This window comes from Myxococcales bacterium (assembly GCA_016703425.1).
Classification (GTDB): Bacteria; Myxococcota_A; Polyangia; order Polyangiales; family Polyangiaceae; genus JADJCA01.
Genome location: JADJCA010000007.1, coordinates 245,869 through 268,577, shown reverse-complemented (window position 1 = coordinate 268,577; position 22,709 = coordinate 245,869). Strand labels below are relative to the sequence as shown.

Sequence of the window (22,709 nt, the reverse complement as noted above, 5' to 3'; positions counted from 1 at the left end):
GCATGCACTACCGCGTGCGCGTCGACCCGCAGGCAAGGCAGCTCTCGCTCTCGCTGACGCTCGCGCGGAAGGAGCGGGGCGATATCTCGCTCGCCGTGCCGACTTGGGTCCCCGGCGCCTACGCCTTCATGCGCTACGGCCGCGACGTCTTCGACCTGGGCGCTGAAGACGTGGCGACGGGCGAGCACCTTCGCGTCGAACGCGACGGCTTCTCCGGCTTCCGCATCAAGGACGCGTCTCCCGAGGTGCGCGTGACGGCGAAGATCAGCGCGGCCGACGGCGCATGGGGCGAGCTCGTGGGCTTCGTCGAGCCTGGCTACGCCGTCATCCGTGCGAGCCACTTTCCCTTCGACGTCGGTCACGACGGGCCGTGCAAGCTCTCCCTCGAGCTGCCCGAGGGCTGGGCGATCCATCACCCCGGCGGCGCCCTACGCGATGTCGGCGAAGGCACTCCCACCTTCCAGCATCGGAGTCATGAGTCGCTCGTCGACACGCCGGTCGTGTGCGGCGCCTTCGACCGGCTCACGCGCTCCGACGACGGTGCGACCTTCCACGTGGTCTTCCTCACGCGCGCCGTCGGTCACGAGCGAGAGGTCGAGGCCTTCGTCGACGATCTCATGGTCATCTGCCGGGCCACGAAGGCCATCTTCGGCAGCTATCCCTTTGACGAATACACCTTCGTCGTCGCGACCGATCCGCGTCACAGCTTTGGTCTCGAGCACGCCCACGCCACGCTCGTCGGCTTTGGCGATCTCGTCTTCATCGACCGCGAGGCGCGCGCCACGGCGTTGCGCCTGGCGGCCCACGAGCTCTTCCACGCTTGGAACGTGTGTCGCTTGCGTCCCGCAGCGCTCATGAAGCCAGATTTCGTCGCCGGCTCCTTCCCCGACGGCCTTTGGATCAGCGAGGGCGTGACGCGTTACTACGAACTCTTGCTCGCGGCGCGCACCGGCGTCTTCTCTGTGAACAGGTTTCTCTCGAACCTCGTGCGTTACGACGACGCCATTCGGGTCTTGCCCGCTTCGCGGCACGTGTCCCTCGCCGACTCCTCGAAGGCCACGTTCCTTAATCACAATCGATTCCCCGGCTCGACGAGCGCGACGCTCGACTACTACGACAAGGGTCTCCTCGTCGCGTTCGCCATCGACGCGTGCTTGCGCACGGCCCAAACGCCCAGCTCGCTCGACCGCGCCTTCGCGGCCTTCTACGAGGAGTTCGTGGGGCGCGGCTTCTCAACGGAGGAGGCCATTCAGTTCTTTCATCACTTCGCGTCGCCGCGTCTGCCGCGAGTTCCCCTTGGGCCGATGCTCCAGCGCATCGTCGTGGGGAGCGACATTCCCGAGACGTCGCTCTGGCTCGAGGCGTTGGGCTTCGCCATCGAGCGCGAGACCCGTCCGATGCTCGGCGTGTGGCTGAAGGCCGACCGCGGCCCCGGCGTCCTCGAGGTGCTCGCCGAATCGCCGGCGGCGAAGGCGGGCCTCCTTGCGGGCGATGAACTCGTGGCCGTCAACGGCTTCGCCTTTCGGCCCGAGGTGCTCTCCTACGTGCTCGCGGCGGGAGAGCCCTTCGACCTCGAGGTCCGCTCCGGCAACCGCTACCGGGTCCTCACCGTGGCCCCCAAGGTGCGCGAACTCGCGTCTCTGCTGCGGGTCGTGGAGCCATCGTCGGAGCTTCGGTCTTGGCTCGGCGAAGGCGCGTCGACGCTCGCGCCGGGGACCCCAATTCCACTCAATCACTACGACAACTTTCATGTCGCGGAGTCGATGCTGTGAGCGAACTGACCATCTTGGCGCTGGCGAGCTACTTCAAGGGACATCGCTTCCTCGGGCGCGCTCACGCACGCGGCGCCCGGGTGTACCTCTTTACCGTAGAGAAGTGCCTCGGTAAGGCGTGGCCTCGCGAACACCTCGCCGATGTCTTCGCCGTGCCCGATCGCCACTCGCTCGCGGACGTCGTCAAGACCGTGAGCTACCTCTCGCGGACGACGCGCTTCGATCGAGTGGTGGCGCTCGACGACTTCGACGTGGAGACGGCGGCACACCTTCGCGAGCACTTTCGTATGGAGGGCATGGGCGACACGCACGCGCGCCTCTTTCGCGACAAGCTCGCGATGCGCACCGCCGCGGCGCGGTTCGGCATCCCCGTGCCGGAGTTCACGGGCCTCTTCAACGACGCCGACGTGCGCGCCTTCGCGGCGCGCGTCCCGGGGCCGTGGATGCTCAAGCCGCGGGCCCAGGCGAGCGCCACCGGCATCAAGAAGATCCAGAACATCGACGAGCTATTTCCGGCGCTCGACGCCCTCGGCGACGAACGCAGCCACTACCTGCTCGAGCGCTACGTCGCCGGCGACGTGTACCACGTCGACGCGCTCACAACGGGTCGCAACGTGCTCTTTGCCGAGGTGCACAAATGCGGAACTCCGCCCTTCGACGTGGCGCACGGCGGGGGCATTTTCTCCAGCCAAACGGTCTTGCGTGGGAGTTCCGAGGAGCGAACCCTGCGCGCGATGAACGAGAAGATTCTCACGAGCTTTGGCCTCGAGCGGGGCCCGTCGCACATCGAGTTCTTGCGCTCCCGCGAGACAGGAGAGTTTTCGTTCCTCGAGTGTGCGGCTCGCGTCGGTGGAGCCCACATCGCGGACATGGTGGAGGCCTCGACGGGGCTCAACCTCTGGGCTGAGTGGGCCGACATCGTGATGGATGGTGACGCTTACCAACTGCCAAAGGTGCGCACCGACTACGGCGGCTTGGTGGTGTGTTTGGCGAAGGATGCGGAGCCCGACACCTCGTCGTTCAACGACCCGGAGGTCGTGTACCGCTCGCCCGAGCCGCACCACGTCGGCTTGGTGGTCGCTTCGCCCGACGCAGCGCGGGCTCACGGTCTTGTCTCCGACTACGCGGCGCGCCTCCAGCGCGAGGTCCTCGCCGTGCTGCCCGCCGCCGTTCGCCCGGCGCACTGAGGCTCCCATGGATCGAGCCTTTCGCACCGCCTACAACCAAAGCTACACGCCCGATACCTTCCTGGAGTATCGCCGACGCCTCGAGGAGCGCTCGGGGCCCGTCGAGTTCCCGTTGGCCGAGACGCCGCTCTTCTTGTCGCCGGAGCTGCGCGACGCGCTGGCACGCGAGGCGCGCGCCATCGTCCAGCAGCTCCGGAGCCCCGACAACCTCGCGAAGCAGCAGAAGGCGATCCCTGAGCGAGTCTTCGCTCCTGGCATGGACGCCTTGCCGAACACGTTGCAGGTCGACTTCGCCCTCGTCGAAGGCGCCAACGGAAACATCGAGGGCCGGCTCGTGGAGCTTCAAGCGTTTCCATCGCTCTACGCCATCGAGACGCTCATGGCCGAGGCGTGGCGCGAGACGCTGTCCACAAGGCCTGGGCTCGCCGGTGATTGGACGTGTTTCTTAGGCGGCCTCGGCGACGCCGAGGCCCATGAGCTCATGCGCAGCACCATCGTGGGCGACGCGGCGCCGGAGGAGACCGTCCTCGTCGACATCCACCCCGAGAGCCAGAAGACGTGGCCCGACTTCGTCGCCACCAAGCGCCTCTTCGGCGTCGACACCGTGTGTCTGACCAAGCTCAAGAAGGACGGCCGCACGCTCCTTCGCGAGAAGGACGGCAAGTGGATTCCCGTGAGGCGCTTTTACAACCGCGTCGTCTTCGACGAGCTCGAGCGTAAGAACGTCGCGTTGCCGTTTTCGTGGCGCGACGAGCTCGACCTCACGTGGTGCTCGCATCCGAACTGGTACTGGGTCTGGTCGAAGTATTCGCTGCCGCTGCTCAAGCACCCCTGGGTGCCTGAGGCGCGCTACGTGAAGGACGTCGACTTCGAGTCGGAGGATCTGTCGGACTTGGTCCTGAAGCCGCTCTTCTCGTTCTCCGGCGGCGGCGTGGTCCTCGACGTGACCAAAGAGGCCCTCCGCGCCATCCCCGAGAGCGAGCGCGGCAACTACCTCCTCCAGCGCCGCTTCCACTACGCCGACGCGTTTCGCACGCCGGAGGGGGCGCCCGTCAAGGCCGAGGTGCGCGTCATGCTCCTCCGGCCGCCCGGCGCCGCCGACCTCGTGCCGCTCATTTGCCTGATTCGCTTGTCCCGCGGCCGAATGCTGGGCGTCGACTTCAACAAGGGCCTCAACTGGGTCGGCGGCACCGTCGGCTTGTGGCGGCGGTAGTGCCGGCGCAAACCTCCGACAGAGGTCTCTAGAATGCCGCTCGGCATCGCGATTCTCCTCGGCATCGTCGAGGGTCTCACCGAGTACCTACCGGTCTCGTCGACGGGGCACCTCGTCCTTGTGGGGCACGCCCTCGGCGAACGCACGGAGGCGGCCGGCTCCTTCGAGATCGTGATCCAGCTTGGGGCCATCTTCGCCGTCGTCGTGCACTACCGGACACTCTTGCGCGAGCGCGCGCGAGGGCTCTTCACCGGTAGCGAAACGTCGCGGCGTCTCCTCGTTGCGCTCGCCCTCGGCTTTGTTCCGGCAGCGACCGTGGGCTTCCTCTTTCGCAAGGCCATCAAGGCGCATCTCTTCGGCCCAGGCCCCGTGGCCATGGCGCTTGTCTTTGGCGGCGTCCTCATGATCGTCGTGGAGCGCCTGCGCGCGCGGCGACACCAGAAGGACGTCGCCCAGGTGGGCTTGGACGGTCTTGAGCACGTGACGTGGTCACGCGCCCTCGCCATCGGTGTCGGGCAGTGCTTCTCACTGTGGCCGGGCATGAGCCGGTCCATGAGCACCATCGTCGCGGGGCAGCTCACGGGCCTCTCGACCCGAACCGCGGCCGAGTTTTCGTTTTTGCTCGCGCTGCCGACGCTCGGCGCGGCCACCCTCTACGAGGGCTTGAAGTCGCGGGCGACGCTCTTCGCGAACGGGGCCGCAGCGAGCCTCGCCGTCGGCTTGCTGGTCTCGTTCTTCGTCGCCTGGGCGGTCATCGCGGTCTTCCTGCGATACCTCGGGCGTCGCGGCCTCGAACCCTTCGGCTGGTATCGCATCGTGCTCGGGCTGCTCGTCGCCTTCGTGCTCCTGCGCTGAGGGGGCACGACAGCGGAGCGCGCGAAGCGCCGCGCCGTGCTCAGTTTGGCCAATACAGGGTGAAGGCGGGCAGAGGCCCGGCGTCTTGCTCGGCGCACACCGGGACGCAGCCGATGCACGGGTCTGGGCTCTCGAAGCACGAGCAGTTCGCGCGGCGACCGCTCGTCGACTGACATCCCTTCGGCAGCGGAAGGCACATGTCGTTGCCCGTGTCGGTGCCCTCGCAGTATTGCGTCTGTGCATCGCACGTCGCGCTGCCGCAGGCGAAGCTCGTGCAAGAGCCGTCCTTTCGAATCGAGGCTCCCGCTTGGTGCGCGACGCAGTCGTTGGGGTACGTCTTGTCGTCGCAGCCGCAAACCGGCGCGTAGAGGGTGCTGCAGCCTTGGGGGCGGCCCCGGCACTCACCGGCCCGGTCGGTGCCTCCGCACGAGGCGCCGCCGAAGTCGCAGTACTGATCAGAGCGGCACGTGCCGCCGGTCTTGCCCCCGCACGCGGGGACGCGTGACGCCGGCACCGGTCCCGGCAGCGGACCGATTCGCGAGTCGCTCGCCGTCGGCGCTGGCGCGGGCGTTGGCGCTCCGCGCTCAGAACGCTCGCTCGTGGTCGCGACGGCGCCGCCGCAGGCGACAAGGTGAAGGGCCAGGAACCAAAGAGGAAGCGTCGAAGGGCGCGCCGCGGAGAACATGACGCGCCCAAAGCACGGGTCGTGCCACGGTCTCGCGCGCCGGCGAGCGCTACACAACGCGGGTCGTCGCGGCGGGCCGTTGCGTCACGTTGTGCCAGCGCGCGCCTTCGCGCCGCGCCCCTCAGATGCCGCGCATCGTCTCGGCCATGAGCCAATCGACGACCGGCTTCGTGGCACCACCATTCTTGTCGTAGATCTCGATCTGTCGGTGAGCGCTCGTGCCCCGGAGGGCGATGTCCTTGATGCGTTTGACGTGAGCCTCAGTCCCGAAAATGTCCGTCGCTTCGCTGACGAAGTCGATGAGCTCGTCCATGAGCTCGGCGAAGGGTCGCTCTTCCTTGCGCCCGAAGTCGATGAGCTTCGCCCCCGTGCCGAAGCGTAGCGCGCGCCACTTGTTCTCCTCGATGAGGCTGCGCGAGTAGCTCCGGAACGCTGTGTTGCGACGGTACATCAGGTAGAGCTTGCCCATGAGCGCTTGAATGAGCGCGACCACCGCGACGGTGTCGTCCATGCTCGTGGGCATGTCGCAGATGCGAACCTCGACGGTGTCGTAGAGGTGGTGCGGCCTCACGTCCCACCAGATCTTCTTGGCGTCGTCGATGCAACCGGTCTTCACGAGGAGGTCGACGAAGCTCTTGAAGTGGACGCTGCTCTCGAACTCGTCGGGGATGCCCGTGCGCGGGAAGCGCTTGAAGATCTGCGTCCGCGTGCTCATCAGGCCCGTCTTGCGGCCCATCCAGAAGGGCGAGCTCGTCGTCAGCGCGAGGATGTGCGGCAGGAAGTAGCGAACCTGGTTCGTCAGCGCGATGGCCGTCTCTTTGTCCTTGATGCCCACGTGGACGTGGAGCCCAAAGATCAGGTTGGCGCGCGCCACGTCCTGCATGTCGTTGACGATGCCGTGGTAGCGAGCCTGGTCCGTGATGTCCTGCATCTTCCAGTCACTGAAAGGATGCGTCGACGCGGCGATGATGCGGAGGCCGCCGCGCTGCGACAGGCGGTTGAGCTCGCCACGCATCTCGATGAGCTCTTGGATGTACGACCGAAGCTCCCCCGATTCGGGGTCGACGATTTGGTATTCCTCTTCGACGCCGAGGGTGAATTGACCGTCGATCATGGCGTGCTCACTTCTGCGGGGCGCGTCTTGGGCGGTCCTTCGAGGAACTTTTGGAACTGGCCCGAGCCCGCGTTGCGGCGGCCGTCGCGGGCCGCCTTGGTGACGAAGTCGGCCATGGCGTCGACGACCATGTGAAAGTAGCGGGGCAAGATGGAGTTCTTGTCGAAGTCCGGTGCCGGATTCGTGAAGTCGATGGCGTAGGGGATGCCGTCGCGGACGGCGAACTCGACGGAGTTCATGTCGTAGCCGAGCGCTTGGTTGATGGCCCACGCGTCGTCGAGCACGCGCTGTTCGAGGGCCTTGGGCAAGAAGCCGTCGGCTTCGACGTAGCAGCGGCGCTTCGGGTCGTACTTGATCGGGAGGATGAAGTTCTTGCCGATGCAGATGCAGCGGACGTACTCCTCGAACTCGATGCCCTCTTGGAGCGTCATCACCAGCGTGCCGCTCGTGTTGTACGCAGCGATGAGCTCGCCCATGTTGGCGACCGGCGTCACGTGCTTCCAGCCGCCGCCGTCGGCGGGCTTCAGGAACGCGGGGAAGCGCACGTAGTCGGTGATGGCAGCCCAATCGAGCGGGTAGGCGAGGTTGCGCAGCGAGCGCGCCGGGTCGATCGACGGAATGTACGAGCGCGATGGCAACATGACGGTCCGTGGTACGGCCACGCCGAGGCGGTCGGCCAAGCTGTAGCCGAAGAACTTGTCGTCGGCGCTCCACCAGAAGGGATCGTTGACGACGAAGGTGCCAGCCAGCGCCGCAGCCTTCATGTGCATCCGGTAGTACGGAACCTCGTGACTCAACCGGTCGACGAGGACGCGGTAGTCGGCCGTGAGCCCGTGGGCGCGCGTCCCGCCGAACTTGGCGAGCTCGGCCGTGAATCCTGGAATCGAGCTGACCTTTGCGATGAACGCGGGCGGAAACGAGTCCTCCATCCCGACAACGATTCCGATGCGCTCCGTCACTTGGCACTCCCCTCATCCCGTCCCGCGACTACCCGTGGAGACCGGCTATAACACGGCCCGGCCCATAACACGGAGGCGCGCCCGCCTCTCGGCCAACCGCTTGCCGCGAGGGCGTGGGGATGGGGTCGCGGCAATCGTGCCGAGAGAAGGGAACTCCGGGCGCGGCTCAACCTCGCGAAATGGCAGGGATACGTCGTTCGTCCGAGGGGGGCGGTAGGCTCAAACCGGCCCCGCGGCTCACCCCGCAGGGGGTCGAGCCGTCGCGGAGGTTGAACTCCCCCAGGTTCACAATCACGCTTGGTGGCTAGGCGGCGCGACCAGACCAGGGCGGCGTGCTCGCTCCGAAGTCCGCGAGGTCGAGCTCGGGCGTGGCGAGGGGCACGAGGCCGCGCTCGCTCGCCAGCTCGTTGAACCGGTAGGTGAGCCAGCCGGGGACGAAGAGCGCGAAGGTCCGTGCGAGGCGGGCCTCGTCGTTCAGGCTCTTGAGCATGCGCCCATAGAGCTCTTCTCCGTATTGGGCCTTGAACTTTTCGGCGTGCTCGGCGATCTGCACCCACGCCATGACGCCGGGCTTGTCGGCCTCCGGATGGAACTGCGTCCCGTCGATGCCGGGCCCGAAGCGAAAGGCCAAGATGGCCTCGCCCTTGTTGGGGCCACCCTCGCGGGACTCCTGAGCGAGCACGCGTCCGTCGAGCTCAGCGAGGCGTCGCGTATCGGTGCCGATGGCCTGCCACCAACGGTGCTCCCAGGTGAAGAGCCTGTCTGCAAAGCACTTGAAGTAGTCGACCTCGCGCCCCACGGCTGTTGTGTACGCCGGCATGAGGCCAAACTTCAGCGTCTCGCGCTTCTCCATGCGCGCGACCTGGAAATGGATCACAGCCACTTCGAAGGAGTGGCACACGACCAAGAGCTTCGCGGCGGCCTTCGCATCGCGGAGGTTGTCTTCGTAGACCCCGTCGAGGAACCGTCGGTAGCCGACGCCCCAGGGGTCGTCGAGGCCGTCGAAGGGCGAGCCGGGCCCACCGCTCGACAAGACGAGATCGTAGTGCCCTTCAGGCAGCTCGCCGAGGTTGCGCGGCTGAAGTTCGTGGCGGTGAAGCTCCAGCGACGGATTCTTCTGGTAGACCCGTTGCTCGAAGCGGTCGAGGATCCGGCGGAAGCAGCGCATCGCCTGATTGGCGACGCCGTTGTTCATGTCCACGAGTCCGATGCGCAGTGAAGGCGAAGGCATGGCCGATCACTTTATCAGAGCCTCGCTCTCCTCGCTCAATCCTCCTCGGTCTACGTGAGCGGGTGGCGCCCTCCACCCACACCGTTGCCTCCCCGTAAACGTGCCCATGTCATGGGGCGCGCCCCCCTGTTCTCTCCGCACCACCTCGCGCGAGACCTTCTCGGGTTGCGCACGTTTGTGCGAGTCTTGGCGACCCCGCATGGCCGAACGCCGCTCCACGAAGTCGAAGATCGCCGCTGCCGTTGCTGTCCCGCAAGAGTCAAAAGAGAGGCGCCGCTCGCCAAACCGAATCCCCGTTGGGTCGCTAGCGATTCCCGATCGCCTCAAGGCCGACCGGAGACACACGGGTAAGGGCGTCGTCGCGGCGTTCCTCGATGCCGGCTTCTACGCCCATCCGGATCTCGTGACGCCGCACTCGCGCATCCACGCGTACCACGACCTCATCTGGTTCAAGGACGGTGTCGACCAGCTCAAACACGCCGATCCGTCGTCGTGGCACGGCATGATGTCGACGGTCGTCGCCGCCGGCAACGGTACGCAATCGGACGGTCGCTTCCGCTCGCTCGCGCCGGACCTGGGCCTCGTCCTCGTCAAGGTGGGGAACATGTCGCGGGTGCTCCACGACGACATCGCCCGCGGCATCGAGTGGGTGCTCACACACCGGGCCCGCTACGACATCCGCATCCTCAACATCTCGTGCGGCGGCGACTACGAGGCCTCCCATCTCGACGACATCATCTCCCGCTTCGCGGAAGCAGCCATTCGCGCCGGCGTCGTCATCGTCGCCGCAGCCGGCAACGCGGGGCACCAGGGGCCGGGCAACATTGTTCCGCCGGCCAGCGTGCCGGCGGTCATCACCGTGGGGGGCATCGATGACGTCGGCTCGCAACCCGGCGGCAAGGTCACCGCGTACCGGTCGTCGTACGGGCCTACCTTTGACGGCATTCCGAAACCCGAAGTGGTGACCTTGGCCGACAAGATCCCCGCGCCGATCTTGCCTGACACGCCAACGCACAAGCAGGCGGCGCTGCTCCACAAGCTCGACAAAGCCTCCGACGATGAGCTCGCGACCTTGCTCCAGAAGCACAAGGGCGTCTTTGCGCCGCTCGACGAAGCGTCACGGCAGCCGCCCTACGTCCTGCGCCAGATCATCGCGGCGGGCCTCCGCGACGGCAACGTCATCAACGAGCACTACAAGGTCGTCGACGGCACGAGCTTCGCCGCTCCCATCGTGGCCAGCGTGGTCGCGCAGATGCTCGAAGCGAACCCGGAGCTCTCACCCGCGGAGGTGAAGCGCATCCTCGTGACCACCGCCGTCCGCGTCCCCGACGTCGACGTCGACCGTCAGGGCTTCGGTGCCGTGCAACCCTCGGCCGCCGTCGACCGCGCTCTCAGCCTGCGCAAGCGCTGACGGTCCCGCTGACGGTCCCGCTGACGGTCCCGGTCGGTCAGCGATCGCCGCGCGTCCGCATTCGCGTGATGCTCTCCCGCGGTGGCCGCTCGCTAAACGCGCTCGAGTGGGCGCGGCACGTGCTCCGGGCCACCGACAGCGCGTCGAACTCGACGCGTTGGCAGCGCGCGCAGATGGCGAGGCTCGACTCGTATTCGCTGTCGTCGGCGAAGTAGTCGACGGCCCAAAGACTGAGGAGCCGGTCGCGGAGCCTCATGCGAGGCAGCGACACGGGCATCCAGCCGCGAGCCTCTTCGTCTTCGCAAGGAGAGAGCGCGCCGAGCCTGATCATGCGCCACGCTCCGGCGGAGGCCGCGTGGTTGCGCCGCGCGAGGCGAAGGCACGCGAGGAGCGTGTGGCGCGCGTCGCCGAGGATCTCCACGAGGCGCGGCTCCAAGACGAGGACCGCGCGACGTGGCATCGGTGGTTGAGCGACGTTCTTCACGAGGGGCGCGTACTTGCCGACGAGCCAGGTGGCGAGGGCGCGTTTGTCCCAGAAGGGCGCGCCGTTGACGAAGTCGAGCATGGCGGCGCGGCAGGCGCGCGTGAGCTGCGCGACGGCACCGGCCTTTCCCAACGAGATGATCGTCGGCGTCGGGAGACGGGCGAAATTGGCGGCCATGCGACGGCCAATGCAGCGCCCGTTCCATCGGTGCCTCCGTGAGGCTTCGCGCACTTGGCGCCGCGCCACGAGGGAAACCACCGCCACGGCGCTGACACCGCCATGAGACCGTCAATAGTTGGCGATGGCGAGCCAGCGGCCCTCGGCGCTCGGCAGAAAGCCGTGGGTTCGGGCGCTCGTGACCGTGATCTGATGCTCGTGCCACAGAGGGATGAAGAGGTGGGTTTCGCGAAGGCGGGCTTCGAGAGCCGCGTAGAGCGCGCGCCGCTCGTCCTTGCCTCGCGACTGCGCCGCGAGGTCGAGCAAGCGATCGATCTCAGCGTCGCGAACGCGACCGCGGTTGGTCCCGGCGGGAGGTATCGACGCCGAATGCAAGAAGAGGCGGAGCACGTTTGGCTCCGTCAGCTCGGGCATGTTGAGGATCGCGGCGTCAAAGTCTCCGGCCGTGAGCCTCGCCAAGAGCGAGCCCAACTCGAGCGCCGTGACCTCAACCTCGGCACCGGCGTCTCGCATGTCTTGGGCGATGGTGCGCGCGATGGAGAGGCGCACACGGTCGGGGCTCGTGAGCAGACCGAAGCGAAGGCCACCCAACGCGCGGATAGCGGCGCCCGCAGCGGCGCCATCGAAGTCCAGCGGCGCCGCGTCCGCGTGAGCCCACAAGCTCGGCGGCAGGGCGCCGGTGGCGACCGAAGCGGCGCCGGCGAGGAGGCCCGACACAATGCGTCTCCGATCGACGCCGAGCGCCGCTGCACGGCGCGCCTCGAGTCGCTCGAAGGGGGCCCGGTCGGCCCGCAGCAACAGGTAGGTGACGTTGGCACCGGGCCGCGTTGCGACGTGCACGCCTTCGCGCGCCATGGCGGGCATCAGCGAGGGCGAAAAGACGTTGACCGCCACGTCAGCGCGACCGGCGATGAGCCGGAGCGCGCGCGCGTTTTCGTCGCGCACGGTACGCACCGTGACGGCGCTGCGCGCGGAGCTGCCTCGCGCTGGCGTGAGCGCCACCTCGCCGCTCCGCATCGACGACACGCGATAGGGGCCCAAGCCGTCGAGGCTGCCGTCGGGGCGTGGCGGCGCGAAGGCCTCGTCGGCGCGCAAGATGGGCAACTCAAGATCGGTCTCGAGCGTCGCGTGGGGGCGGTGCAAGTGAATCCGCAGCGAGAGGGGGCCCGTTTCCTCAACGCTCGCGATGGGCTCGACGACGCGCGCGCTGCGCGCGTGCACCGCGGGGGCAGCCAGTGCGCGGAGTGTCGCGACGACGTCCGCGGCGGTGAGCGCCTTGCCCGAATGAAACGTCGCGTCGCGAACCAGCGTGACATCGACGGTGACGTCGTCGACGTACCGCAGCGACTCGGCCAGCGCCCGCTTTGGCTCGAGGGTCGTTGGATCAAGGGTCATGAGGCCGCGGTGAACGAGTCGCGTAATGCGGTGCGAGACGGCGTCGACGGCGTACCGAGGGTCGAGCGTCTCGGCCTCGCTCGAGACCACGATCTCAAGGGGCCGCGGGCCCGACTCGGGCGAGCGGCACGCGGCCAGGAGCAAGAGCCAAGCGGCGGCGACGGCGCGCCGGCGGGGCCCGCGCGGCGAGGCCTTCCGCTGCGGGGCCTTTCGCTGTAAACCGCAGCGATGCGTCTCTTGGCTGCACTCGTTGCGCTTGCTTGCGCCACCGCCGCGGCTGGGTCGCCGGCGGAGGCCCAGGAGCCTCAGAAGGTCCCCGCACCGGTCGCCGCCGCGCCCGAGATCGAGGCGGCCGTGCGCGCACTGGTCTCCGACCGCGCCTTCAAGGACGCCAAGGTCGGCATCTCCATCGTCGACGTGGAGTCGGGGCGCGTGCTCGCGGCGAGTGGTGAACATGTTCCTCTGAATCCCGCGTCCAACGCCAAGGTCTACACGGCGGCGGCGGCGCTGGCGACCCTTCGCGGCGACTTCCGCTACGAGACGACGCTCTCGGGGGTCTTGAAGAGCGGCGAAGTCACCGGCGCGCTGGTGCTTCGCGGCAGCGGCGATCCATCGCTCCAGACGTCCGATCTCGTCCGGATGGTGGACGACTTGCGGGAGCCTCGGCGTTCGGCGCGTCGCCGATGGCATCGCCGTCGACCAGCGGGCCTTCGACGGAGAATTCGTGCCTCCCGCATTTGAGCAGCAGCCGAACGAATGGGCGAGCTTTCGGTCGCCAGTGGCGGCCGTCTCCCTGAACGAGAACACCGTCACCATGACGGTGCGCCCGCAAGGGGAGGGCGCACCGGCGCTCGTGATCTTCGACCCGCCCGGCTTCGTCGACGTTGAAGGTGCCGTCACGACCGCCGGCGAGGGGGCCGATGGCGTGGGCCTGGTGCTCGTTCCCGCGGGCAAGCGACTCCAGGCCAAGGTCTCGGGCAAAGTTGGCGCCGACGCTCGCGTCGTCCGCTTCACGCGCCGCGTGGATGACCCTTCACTGCTCGCCGGTTACGCCCTCAAGGTGGCGCTCGAGCAGGCGGGCATCAAGGTGGGCGGCGAGGTCAAGGCCGGCCACGGCAAGGGGCCGGTGCTGGCGCGGCACGTGTCGGAGCCGCTCTCGTCACTGCTCTACGCGGTGGGCAAGAACAGCGACAACTTCTACGCCGAGATGATCTTCAAGACCCTCGGCGGAGAGACGAAGCGCCGGCCTGCACGGCACGCCGACGCGGCCGAGACGGTGAAGTCGTGGCTCGAGAAGGTCGGCGCCTTTGAGGCCGGGATGGTCGTCAAGAACGGCTCAGGCCTCTTCGATGCCAATCGGGCGACGGCGTCGAGCATGACCACGGTGTTGCGTGCGGTCTACAAGGACCCGGCGCTGCAGACGGAGTTCGTCGCGCAGCTCGCCGTCGGCGGCGCCGACGGCACCCTCAAGAAGCGCTTCACGGCCGAGCGAGCGCGCCGCAACGTCCGCGCCAAGACTGGGACGTTGGAGGATGCCATCGCTCTCTCGGGCTACGTGCTGGGCCCCGACGGCAAGGGCCCCATCGCCTTCTCGGTGCTGATGAACGGCACGGCCGGCCACGCGGCGCAGGCTCGCGCCGCCATCGACAAACTCGTCCTCATGCTCGCTCGTCGCTCCTGGCCTCGCTAGATTCGCTCCAGCGGAAAGAAGCGCTTCGCGACGAAGGTCGGTATCCTCGGTCAGTGAACGCGGTCGTCCTCACGTGCGCCCACTGCGGCGCGCCGCTCTCGCAGCCCCGCTCGATCCCCGCCGAATCCCTCTGGCCCTGCTTGCACTGCGGCGCGCTCCTCCGCGTGCACCGAGACAGCCCACCGACGCTTGAGCGTACCGTCGCCGCCGACGTGACGGCGCAACTTCGCGCGCTCGTCTTGTCGGGCAAGCGCGACGAAGCGATTCGACTCGGCGAACGGAGCGGCGTCCCCCGTGAGGCCGTAGAGGCCCTGGCGTCCTCGGTCATGGCGGGCATCCTCTTCTCCCAGAGGCTCACGCCTGCCTCGATGGCCCTTGGCCTCCTATGGCTCGGCGTCTTCGCCGGTGGCGTGGCGCTGGTGGTCTCCGGCTACGCGTTTGCCTGGGGCCTTGTGGTGCTGGGGGCGATCTTGCCCCTGCCGCTCATCCAGCCGCTGCGCACGACGTTGCGGATGATGGGGCTGCCTTCGGGCGTCGCGACGGTGCGTCGCGTGACCCATCTCGGCAGTCGCGAGCTACGCGTGCGCGTGGAGCTCTTCGCGTTTGACGTGATGGTGACTCCCTCCTCGGGGGAACCGTTCGGCGGCACGCTGCTCGTTCCCGTCCGCGCGTCGAGCGTGCCCAAGGCCGTTGTCGGGGCGCGCATGGCGGTGCGCTTTGACCCTCAGGATCGTTCGTTTATCCGCTTCGAGCGGCTCCTCGGGTGAGCCTCCCGCTGGCCCGGCTGGCTAGCGGTGGCTCAGGCAGGCTTCGCGGCGCTGGCCTTCGCGTCGCGGCGAGCCTTCTGCGTCTCTTGTGCCTCGCGGGCCATGCCCGTCGCGATCCACAAGAACGTCTGCACGTCGATGAGGTCTCGCGGCGGAACGTCGCGCGCCTTGAGCGCGCCGGCGACGTCGCGGTAGAGGTCGCACACGAGCGAGTAGGTTCGAGCGTTGGGGCGAGCGTCGTACTCCACATCGAGGCCAGTGGCCTTCGCCGCGCGCTCCACGAAGGTGGGCTTGACGAAGGGCCAGCGGACGGGGTCGAGCAAGAACGGAATGAGCGACACGACGGGCCACTTGGCGGCGCCGTGGGGGCCGAGGGCCGTGGCCAGCGCCTCGAGCGCTTCGGGGGTTCGCTCGCCGGCTTTGACCAACTTGACGATGCGCTCCGCGACGCCCTTTTGCGAAGCCTCGGGGACGTCGCGGAACTTCGTGAGCTCGTTGGGGAAGGCCATGCTGGCCTTCGTGAGGACGCGCAGCGTTCGCTGGATGATCTCGGCGTGCCCGCCGCTGGCGAACAGCTCATCGAGGGCCGCGACAGTGAGCTCCGCCTGCGCGAAGGCGCACGCCTCAACCTTGGCGTCGCGCTCCTTCTCATCGCAGCTCTTGGCCAGGAGGCCTTCGGGGTATTGCGCCAAGAATTCTTGGAGAAAGCCGTCGAAGCGCTTCGGCAGATCGCGGCGCGCTTGGGTGCGCTGGCCGTCGCGATCAATTTGCGGCCACGCCTTCTGCGAGCGCAGGCCGTGGTCTTTGGGGACGTCATCCTCCGCAACGTCGACGAGGCCTTGGAAGGACTTCGCGAGCTTGCGATAGCCGATGCCCTCGAAGAGGATGTCGAGGTTCGTCGCGTCCTCGGCGGTCACTACGCCTAGGCCCCAATCGGATTTCGTCGAGTGCCTGATAAAGCGCATGCCCACCCTATACGTGGGTGGCGCGCCAGCGTCTATGCGCACGGGCACGAGCGCCCCGTCCCCTCAGGCGCGAGCGCATCAATCGCGCATGTGTTTGCGAATCTTGCCGAGCGCTTGCTCTTGCAGCTGGCGGATGCGTTCGCGCGACAGGTTGTACTTGTCGCCGATCTCCTTGAGCGTGAGCTCGTCTTCGTCGTCGAGGCCGAAGCGCCACCGGATGATGCGCGACTCGATGGGCGTCAGCGTTCCGAGGAGCCGCCGCACCTCGTCGCCCCAGCGCTCGTTGACCAAACGGTCGTAGGGCGTTGGCGCGTTCTCGTCCTGCAAGAAGTCGATGAACTTGCGGCCGTCTTCGTCGCCGACGGGACGATCGAGCGAGAAGGGCGTCTCGGCCCACGAGCCCTTCACCTTGTCGAGCTTCTCCTGCGGGATGCCCGTCTCGCGCTCCAGTTCGTCGAGCGTGGGATCGCGACCGGTGCGCGCCAAGACGGCCTGGGTGGCTCGCTGCACGCGGTTGTGCGTGTCGAGCATGTGGACCGGGATGCGAACGGCGCGACCCTTGTCGGCGAGGGCGCGGCTGATGGCGTGGCGAATCCACCACGACGCGTACGTCGAGAAGCGGTAGCCGCGCGTGTGGTCGAAGCGCTCGACGGCCTTCATGAGGCCGATGTTCCCCTCCTGAATCAGGTCGATGAGGGGCAACCGGCCGCGGTTGTAGCGGCGGGCGATGGAGACGACGAGGCGAAGGTTCGCTTTGACGAACTTGTTCTTAACGATGCGCGAGCGGACGTTGGCGCCAGCGATGCGGCCTAGCCATTTGTCGTAGGCGACCGTGGTGGGGATGTGCCCCGAGCGCGACGTCTCGGGCGCCGACGTGGAGACGGGCCCCTCGTCCTTCGTGTCTTCGTCTTCGGGCGCTTCCGCCGTCCCGAAGCTCTTGGCGAGGTCTTCGAGTCGCGCGACCCACAAGCGATCGCTGTCGGCGAGGCGGATGGCGCGGCCGAGCGAGGTCGACAGCGTCGACCATTTCTTCTCCTGCTCGCGCGTGAAGCGGCCGCGACGCGCCGTCTTCAAGAGCTTCTGCATGTCTGCGATCTGCGGAAGACTGAGGGCGTCTTCGCCGGTAGGCAACTCCTTGATCAACTCGTCGACGAGCATCGCGGCGGCCGGTGGGTGCGACAGGAGGGCAACCCAGTGTGCCACCTCTGCCTGCTCAACCTCGATGGCCGTCGCGAGCTCCTCCTCGTGGGCCATCACGTTGTGCGTGGCCATCTCGCGAAAGTAGCGCGCGAGCATCGAGTCGCCGCCACCTTCGTCGACGTCTTTCGCCGGCTTGGCCCGCGGCGCCTCGAGCTCATCGCTCTCAACCTCAGCGACGACCGGCGCCTCGTCCTCTTCGAAGTCCTCCGCAAGGTCGACGGCCGCTTCGCCGTCGGCGGGCTCGCGTTCGGTGCCCTCGTCGTCGACCGCAGCGCCGAACGCCGAGGGCGGCCCGCTGTCTTCGACGGGGGTCGCGACGGCGGCGCTGGAACGGCTGCTCTTGCTCATGGGGGCTTCCTTCGGCGACGGCTTGGAAAAACGTCGAGGCTCTTTGACAACGGTCGCGGCGGTGGTCACAACACCAGCTGAGGTCTCGGAAACGGAGCCGCGTGCCGAGGTGGGTGCACGTTCCATTCCTTTCGCGGAGCTTCGCGAGGCCGGCCCAGAAGACGCCGTGGACGGGGGTGTGGAGGTCGAGCGCGGCCCTCCGGAGGGGCTCGTCTTCTTCCCGCCCGTGGTGGAGCGATCCAGGTTCTTGGACCCGCTCTTTGACCCACTCTTGGACGCGCGCGACGACGACGCTTGCGGCGCGGGGCGCTTCGCGTTGCTCTTCTGCTTCGATTGGCTCGGACGGAGCCCTTTTGCCGGCGTTTTCTTCGTCATCTCTTCTCGCAGGTGGCCTCGGCCGTCGATCCGTCGCCGCTTTCGTCCCGGTCGCGCTTCGCGTACATGGCGCGGAGCGACGCGCCCGCCCGGAGGGGCGGCCGTTCAAACATCATGAGCTCGGTCCAGAGTACGCCGGTTTCCACGCGAGGGATCATCCTTCGCACAGTGCTGAGTCAGCGCGGCCGGCTCACGGTCTTGGCCGGCGCCTCGGCCATGCATTCGCTCGGCCATGCCGGCCTTGCACTGCTCGGGGGTGCGGTAGTCGTCGCCGTTGGGGGATCGGCCCCGGGCGCGCTTCGATCCACACCGTACTTGGGCGAGTTCAGCGAGGACCCCTTTAAGCTGGCGTTGCTCGCAGCGGGCGTCGTGGCGCTGCGGGTCGTGGGCAGCTCGCTCGGGGCCTACACGCTGATCGCCCTCTCTACGGAGGTAAGTGTCGGGCTCCGCCGTGGGGTGTTGGGGTCCATGAACGCTGTTCACGGATTGCGCCGTCCGCGACAGCCCGATCATGGCGGGTCGTGTGCGCCGGAGGCTTCAGACCTCGCCCGCGGGCTCTTCGCCCTCACGGAACGCATTCGCGAGATCACCCAAAGCATCGGCGCACGCGTCGCCGCCGCGCGCGCGGTCCTTCAGCTCATCCTGCTCGCGGGCGTGATGGCTCTCGTCGCGCCGCGGCTCGTGCTCATCGCCGCGCCGGTGCTGATGGCCTTCTCGGTTCTTTTGTCGCAGCTTCGCCGTCGTGCGCGCACCGCGCAACGCCGGGCCCTCGCCGACGGGGAGATGCTGCTCGAAGCCGTCGACGAAGCGGTGCGATACCGCGACCTGTGGCGATCGTTTGGCGCCATCGACAAGATCGACCGTCACCTCGAGCGCCTTGGTCGCGAGTCGGGCCAGCGTTCGGCGAGGCTCGGCGCCCTCGAGGTCGCGCAGAGCGGGGCCAACGAGATCCTGGGGGCCCTCGTCGTGGCGGCGGGCCTCTATGGCCTCTCGCGTACCAACGCGGCGGAGGCGACGCGCTTTGCGCCTTTCATTGTGCCGTTCTTCTTCGCCTATCGACCGCTGCGCGAGCTCGCCGACGCCCGCTTCGCCATCGGTCGCGCTGAGGAAGCGGCCCGCACGCTCGACGAGCAGCTCCTGGCCCAACGGGACCCGTCGCCAGCGCCGCATCCGCTCGATGAGCCCTGGGGCCTCGAGGTCCTTAGCCTCGACGGACTCTCGCATCCGCAGTGCGCCTTCGCGCCGCTGTCGCTTCGCGTCGAGCCGGGGACCATCGTTGCTCTCGTGGGCAAGACGGGGGCGGGCAAGACCACGCTCTTACGCCTACTCCTTGGACTCGAGGAGCCGACCGCTGGCGTCATCGCCTACGGCGCGCGCACCCTCGAAGCGGCGCCGGCCGGACCTCGGTACCGGCCCTTCGCATGGATGCCGCAGGACGCGCCACTGCTCGCCGCAAGCCTCGAAGAGAACGTGACCCTGGCGGCTCCTGTGCCGACCAACGTCGCCGCGCTCCTTCATGAGCTTGGCGCCGGCGAGCTCGCTTCGCTTGGCGAATCGCGACTCGTCGCCGGTGGACGGTTGCTCTCAGGAGGAGAGAGGCAGTTCGTGGCGCTCGCCCGTGCGCTTGCGACGGAGCAGCCGGTGCTGTTACTCGACGAGCCCACGAGCGGCCTCGATGCGGCCTCCGAGCAGACGGTCCTCGCAGCCCTCGCGAGCCTCCGCGGCAAGAGGACCGTCGTCCTCGTGACCCATCGCGACGCGCCTCAGGCGATCGCCGATCGCGTCGTCTACCTCGGGGAGCTGCCCAATGCGCCGCAGCCGCCAGCGCCACATGCCGCGCGAAAGCGCGCCGTCACTTCGGCGGCGGACGCGTTGTCGTGACGGTGACCGGCTTGGGCACCCAACGGAAGTTGTCGAGCAGGACGCTCGAGTTGTACCGGGCGTCGCCGCTGTCCCAGATGTAGAACTCGAGCGTGATGGTCTCGCCACCCTGCACGGGCGCCTGCGAGGTGAGCCAACCGGTCGCGCCGCCGCCGACGGTGCTGCTCCCGCCACAATACTGACCGCGTGCTTCGAAGCCCGTTCCCACGAGCTCGCCCTCGCCGCCAGCGCAGGCCGCCGTTTGCTGCGCGCCACCGCCGCTGCAGCCCGTCTGCGCGTTGGGCGTGCACCGATCGAAGAAGGCGTTGTTGACGCTGACCGGTGAGCCCTTCGCGTCGAAGGAGATGTTCTCCGGTGCGCCGTTGTTGAAGGCCTTCGACTTCAAGTACGCGATGAAGCCGTCGTTGTAAGGCGAGCAGACGTATTCGGGCCATTCGCCCGAATAGAAATCAAAGTCGAACTGGAAGCCCTGCGCGTTTTTGGGCGTCTTGATCTCAAGCTTCACGACGGCGATGTCCATCGCGAGGGGAATCGCCGGGCAACCGGGCGACGACTTTGGGTAGCCCGGCGGGACCTTCCCGCCCAAGAGCTGGAGCCCCTGCATGCCGCCGCCCTTCTTGAACGTGGGTGTGCCCGATTCGCCGTCGTAGGCGCGGGCCCAGCCGGTGCTGAGAACGCCGAAGGCATCGCCTTCGCGCGGCGCGACGGCGCTACCGAAGGCCGTCAGGATGCCGTGTTGCCCGGCGGCGGGCCCGGCCGACTGGTTGTAGCCCTTCGTGTACGTCGCCGACACGACGCCCCACTTCGGATCGCTCGGGCCCGTAACTTTGTGGCAAAGGCCGAGGGCCTTCGCGAAGGCTTCTGCGTTGGCGTCGACGGCGAGCGCCGAGTCGCAGACCTCGGCGGCGTTGTCGACGGTCCCGTCTTGATCGTCGTCGCATACGTTGCCCGGAGCGTCGAAGCGGCCGGGGTCCGGGGCGCACGCCTCTTCCTCCTGCGGTCCGGCATCGGGCCGGGAGCCCTCCACGAACCCCGGGTCTTGGCCTATCGGATCCTGTCCGCCGGGGCCCGGCGTCACCGCTCGGGTGCCCCCGGTTCCCGCCACCGGATCACGCTCCGTGCCGGAGCACGCGAGGGGAAAAGCCGCCGCGAGCGCGACGAAAACGGCGGGAACAGTGAGGCGGGATCGCATGGGGACAGGCGCTTAGCACGGTCCCTCCCGGGGGGCGCGCCGTGGACAGGCCCCGTGACGCGACCGAGACGATTTCCACCGGCTTCAGGGCCACGTACTCTCGGTCCGTGGCCACCGTTGATCAACTCCGCCGCGGAGCACGTCTGCACAGCCTGCTCTTTGCCGCTCACCTCGCACGAAGCCCCGAGCGACCTTACGACGTCACTTGGGAAGGGCTCCGCTATCGCCGCAGCGAGCGCGATGGCACCCGTGGCGCGATCTCCTTCTCGAAGCTCGGCGTCGTGGCTCTGTTCTACGATCCCAAGAGCAAGGAAGGCCCCCTCGAGCTCAAGAAGGCCTACAAGCTCGACGCGCAGCTGAAGGGCATGCCGCCTCAGTTCGCACAACACCTCAAACGCGAGAGCGTCTTCGACGCGATGGACGTCGACGTCGGCGGCACGCTGGCGCCGGTCGTGACGGCGACCTTCTGGAGCGAACGCGACGGCTCGCTCAAGGGGCCCAAGCCCTGGGAGAAGATCGTCGAAGACGGCGGTCACCTCGTGGCCACGGAGCTGCTCGCGCCGGAGGAGGCGGCCGACGCGTTTGCCCAGAAGTACGGGTTGTCGTCGGCGCAGGCCGACGTGGCCAAGCGCGTCTTCGGAGGCAAAGCCATGGCGGAGCCCAGCAACGCGAAGGTGACGCTCGCGGAGGCCGATCGGTTGACGCTCGGCATCTTGGTGACGCCCGTCGTGCGCGAACTGCTCGAGGGCGCCGGCATCAACTTGTAGAATGCATTCGATCGACCAAGGGCAGTTCGCCCATTGGCGAATCGCTGACTCACCACACTAGCTGGGGAGCCAGATCTCGATGTCGGGGCCCGGTGTCACCGAGACCCACGGCGCGGCGCCGCCATCGCGGGGGACGTCGAAGCGGTCGCCGTCGAGCACGTAGCTCGTCAAAGGGCCCGTGAAGGAGAGGCGGAGCGCCTCCGCGAGGACGTCCACGTGCCCCATCCCCCACAGGGGACGGCCGGCGAGGACAAAGGGAACCTGCGTGGCGAGGTTCTGCGCGTCGCGCGTCGACGCGACGATTTGCAGTTTGCCGGGGCGGGCGCGCGCGCGCGGCGTGAGGCGCATCGACAGGCCGAGGTCCTCTAGGACGCTCGTGGCGACGAGGCTAAAGCGGTTCCCCGGGGCGCGCGTTCCGTCGACGACGAGCTCCATGGGTTGAGGCGCGATGACGTGGCGCGCGTGGCTCGTCCCGAGGACGGCGCCGCCAAAGAGGCGTGCTGCGAGCTTGGCCGCGGTGCCGAGCCCCTGCTTGTCTTGCCGGTCGTATTCCTCGAAGAAGCGCGCGACGAGGCCCGTCGCGAAGATGAAGCCGATGCGCTCGTCGCCGCTCGCGTCGCGTACCTTGAGGGTCCGTTGGAGACGCTTGGTGCCGTGTCCCGCGGCCAAGCGTCCCAGCGCCTGCTGGGCGTAGCGCACGCCGCGCCCTTTGATCCCGACGTTCCGCGCGATCGTCGAGACGGTGCCGAACGGCAGGATCGCAAAGGCCGGAAGCGGTCGACCGGCGGACGCGCGGTGGAACGCCGAAAGCGCGGCCATCAGCGTGCCGTCACCACCGGCCAGCGCGACCAGCTCGGGCGGATCGCGGAAGAGGTCCTCCGCCACTTGGGCGAGCTCCTCGACCGACGCGGTGCGCCGCAACGCGAAACCCGGCGGGCACCGAGCCGAGCTCAAGGCCTCGTAACCGCGCCCCTTTCCCGCGTTCGGATTGAACAAGATCGCGCCGCGAGGCCTGGGCAAGAACGTGCTCACTTAATGTCC

21 protein-coding genes are annotated in these 22,709 nt (G+C 68.0%); 10 read left to right on the top strand and 11 right to left on the bottom strand.

Annotation, left to right across the window (positions count from 1 at the left end):
- The first annotated feature begins 2 nt into the window (after positions 1–2).
- Genes IPG50_13105 through IPG50_13090 form a run of 4 tightly spaced genes read left to right on the top strand, consistent with a single transcriptional unit; the run spans position 3 to position 5,027 of the window.
- Positions 3–1,772 (top strand): M61 family metallopeptidase, encoded by a 1,770-nt coding sequence (locus IPG50_13105; protein MBK6693123.1) that lies wholly within the window; start codon positions 3–5, stop codon positions 1,770–1,772.
- Positions 1,773–1,777: 5 nt separating this feature from the next.
- Positions 1,778–2,959, top strand: a complete 1,182-nt coding sequence (locus IPG50_13100) for an ATP-grasp domain-containing protein (GenBank protein MBK6693122.1) — start codon at positions 1,778–1,780, stop codon at positions 2,957–2,959.
- Positions 2,960–2,966: 7 nt separating this feature from the next.
- Complete coding sequence (locus IPG50_13095) at positions 2,967–4,172, top strand: hypothetical protein (GenBank protein MBK6693121.1); 1,206 nt, start codon at positions 2,967–2,969, stop codon at positions 4,170–4,172.
- Positions 4,173–4,205: 33 nt separating this feature from the next.
- On the top strand, positions 4,206–5,027 hold the full coding sequence (locus IPG50_13090; GenBank protein ID MBK6693120.1) for an undecaprenyl-diphosphate phosphatase: 822 nt from the start codon (positions 4,206–4,208) through the stop codon (positions 5,025–5,027).
- Between the two features lie 40 nt (positions 5,028–5,067).
- Here IPG50_13090 and IPG50_13085 read toward each other — a convergent pair whose 3' ends face one another.
- The 4 genes from IPG50_13085 to IPG50_13070 form a co-directional block, all read right to left on the bottom strand.
- Complete coding sequence (locus IPG50_13085) at positions 5,068–5,712, bottom strand: hypothetical protein (GenBank protein ID MBK6693119.1); 645 nt, start codon at positions 5,710–5,712, stop codon at positions 5,068–5,070.
- Positions 5,713–5,833: 121 nt separating this feature from the next.
- Positions 5,834–6,826, bottom strand: coding sequence for a carboxylate-amine ligase (locus IPG50_13080; GenBank protein ID MBK6693118.1), 993 nt, complete (start codon positions 6,824–6,826; stop codon positions 5,834–5,836).
- Positions 6,823–7,785, bottom strand: coding sequence for a hypothetical protein (locus IPG50_13075; GenBank protein MBK6693117.1), 963 nt, complete (start codon positions 7,783–7,785; stop codon positions 6,823–6,825). The genes IPG50_13080 and IPG50_13075 overlap by 4 nt, the downstream gene beginning before the upstream one ends.
- Positions 7,786–8,089: 304 nt before the next feature.
- A complete protein-coding gene (locus IPG50_13070) occupies positions 8,090–9,016 on the bottom strand; it encodes a hypothetical protein (GenBank protein MBK6693116.1) in 927 nt (308 codons plus the stop codon).
- Between the two features lie 199 nt (positions 9,017–9,215).
- Here IPG50_13070 and IPG50_13065 point away from each other — a divergent pair, with 199 nt between their 5' ends.
- Positions 9,216–10,427, top strand: a complete 1,212-nt coding sequence (locus tag IPG50_13065; protein MBK6693115.1) for a S8 family serine peptidase — start codon at positions 9,216–9,218, stop codon at positions 10,425–10,427.
- Positions 10,428–10,464: 37 nt separating this feature from the next.
- Here the strand turns inward: IPG50_13065 and IPG50_13060 are convergent, their stop codons facing one another.
- Both IPG50_13060 and IPG50_13055 read right to left on the bottom strand, forming a co-directional pair.
- Positions 10,465–11,088 (bottom strand): hypothetical protein, encoded by a 624-nt coding sequence (locus IPG50_13060; GenBank protein ID MBK6693114.1) that lies wholly within the window; start codon positions 11,086–11,088, stop codon positions 10,465–10,467.
- Positions 11,089–11,199: 111 nt separating this feature from the next.
- The gene (locus IPG50_13055) at positions 11,200–12,627 is read right to left on the bottom strand and encodes an ABC transporter substrate-binding protein (protein ID MBK6693113.1); all 1,428 of its coding nucleotides are present in this window, start codon (positions 12,625–12,627) and stop codon (positions 11,200–11,202) included.
- A gap of 84 nt (positions 12,628–12,711) precedes the next feature.
- Here IPG50_13055 and IPG50_13050 point away from each other — a divergent pair, with 84 nt between their 5' ends.
- The 3 genes from IPG50_13050 to IPG50_13040 are packed head-to-tail and all read left to right on the top strand — an operon-like array spanning position 12,712 to position 14,940.
- Positions 12,712–13,224 carry a D-alanyl-D-alanine carboxypeptidase gene (locus tag IPG50_13050; protein ID MBK6693112.1) on the top strand — a complete coding sequence of 171 codons (513 nt, stop codon included), beginning with the start codon at positions 12,712–12,714 and terminating at the stop codon, positions 13,222–13,224.
- A complete protein-coding gene (gene dacB / locus IPG50_13045) occupies positions 13,208–14,173 on the top strand; it encodes a D-alanyl-D-alanine carboxypeptidase/D-alanyl-D-alanine-endopeptidase (protein ID MBK6693111.1) in 966 nt (321 codons plus the stop codon). Before IPG50_13050 ends, dacB begins: the two co-directional genes overlap by 17 nt.
- A gap of 53 nt (positions 14,174–14,226) precedes the next feature.
- Entirely contained in the window at positions 14,227–14,940 is a 714-nt protein-coding gene (locus IPG50_13040; protein MBK6693110.1) for a hypothetical protein, read from the top strand.
- 32 nt (positions 14,941–14,972) lie between these two features.
- On the opposite strand, the gene IPG50_13035 is transcribed toward IPG50_13040, so the two are convergent.
- The 3 genes from IPG50_13035 to IPG50_13025 form a co-directional block, all read right to left on the bottom strand.
- A complete protein-coding gene (locus IPG50_13035; protein MBK6693109.1) occupies positions 14,973–15,905 on the bottom strand; it encodes a hypothetical protein in 933 nt (310 codons plus the stop codon).
- Positions 15,906–15,983: 78 nt separating this feature from the next.
- Positions 15,984–17,453 carry a sigma-70 family RNA polymerase sigma factor gene (locus IPG50_13030; protein MBK6693108.1) on the bottom strand — a complete coding sequence of 490 codons (1,470 nt, stop codon included), beginning with the start codon at positions 17,451–17,453 and terminating at the stop codon, positions 15,984–15,986.
- A 371-nt stretch (positions 17,454–17,824) separates the two neighbouring features.
- On the bottom strand, positions 17,825–17,974 hold the full coding sequence (locus IPG50_13025) for a hypothetical protein (GenBank protein MBK6693107.1): 150 nt from the start codon (positions 17,972–17,974) through the stop codon (positions 17,825–17,827).
- Positions 17,975–18,143: 169 nt separating this feature from the next.
- Here IPG50_13025 and IPG50_13020 point away from each other — a divergent pair, with 169 nt between their 5' ends.
- Entirely contained in the window at positions 18,144–19,709 is a 1,566-nt protein-coding gene (locus tag IPG50_13020; GenBank protein ID MBK6693106.1) for an ATP-binding cassette domain-containing protein, read from the top strand.
- On the opposite strand, the gene IPG50_13015 is transcribed toward IPG50_13020, so the two are convergent.
- Positions 19,681–20,901, bottom strand: coding sequence for a choice-of-anchor L domain-containing protein (locus IPG50_13015; GenBank protein ID MBK6693105.1), 1,221 nt, complete (start codon positions 20,899–20,901; stop codon positions 19,681–19,683). The genes IPG50_13020 and IPG50_13015 overlap by 29 nt on opposite strands.
- 107 nt (positions 20,902–21,008) lie before the next feature.
- Between IPG50_13015 and IPG50_13010 the strand changes: the two genes are divergently transcribed.
- The gene (locus tag IPG50_13010) at positions 21,009–21,668 is read left to right on the top strand and encodes a hypothetical protein (protein ID MBK6693104.1); all 660 of its coding nucleotides are present in this window, start codon (positions 21,009–21,011) and stop codon (positions 21,666–21,668) included.
- Between the two features lie 57 nt (positions 21,669–21,725).
- Here the strand turns inward: IPG50_13010 and IPG50_13005 are convergent, their stop codons facing one another.
- Positions 21,726–22,700 carry a hypothetical protein gene (locus IPG50_13005; GenBank protein MBK6693103.1) on the bottom strand — a complete coding sequence of 325 codons (975 nt, stop codon included), beginning with the start codon at positions 22,698–22,700 and terminating at the stop codon, positions 21,726–21,728.
- Between the last annotated feature and the right edge of the window lie 9 nt (positions 22,701–22,709).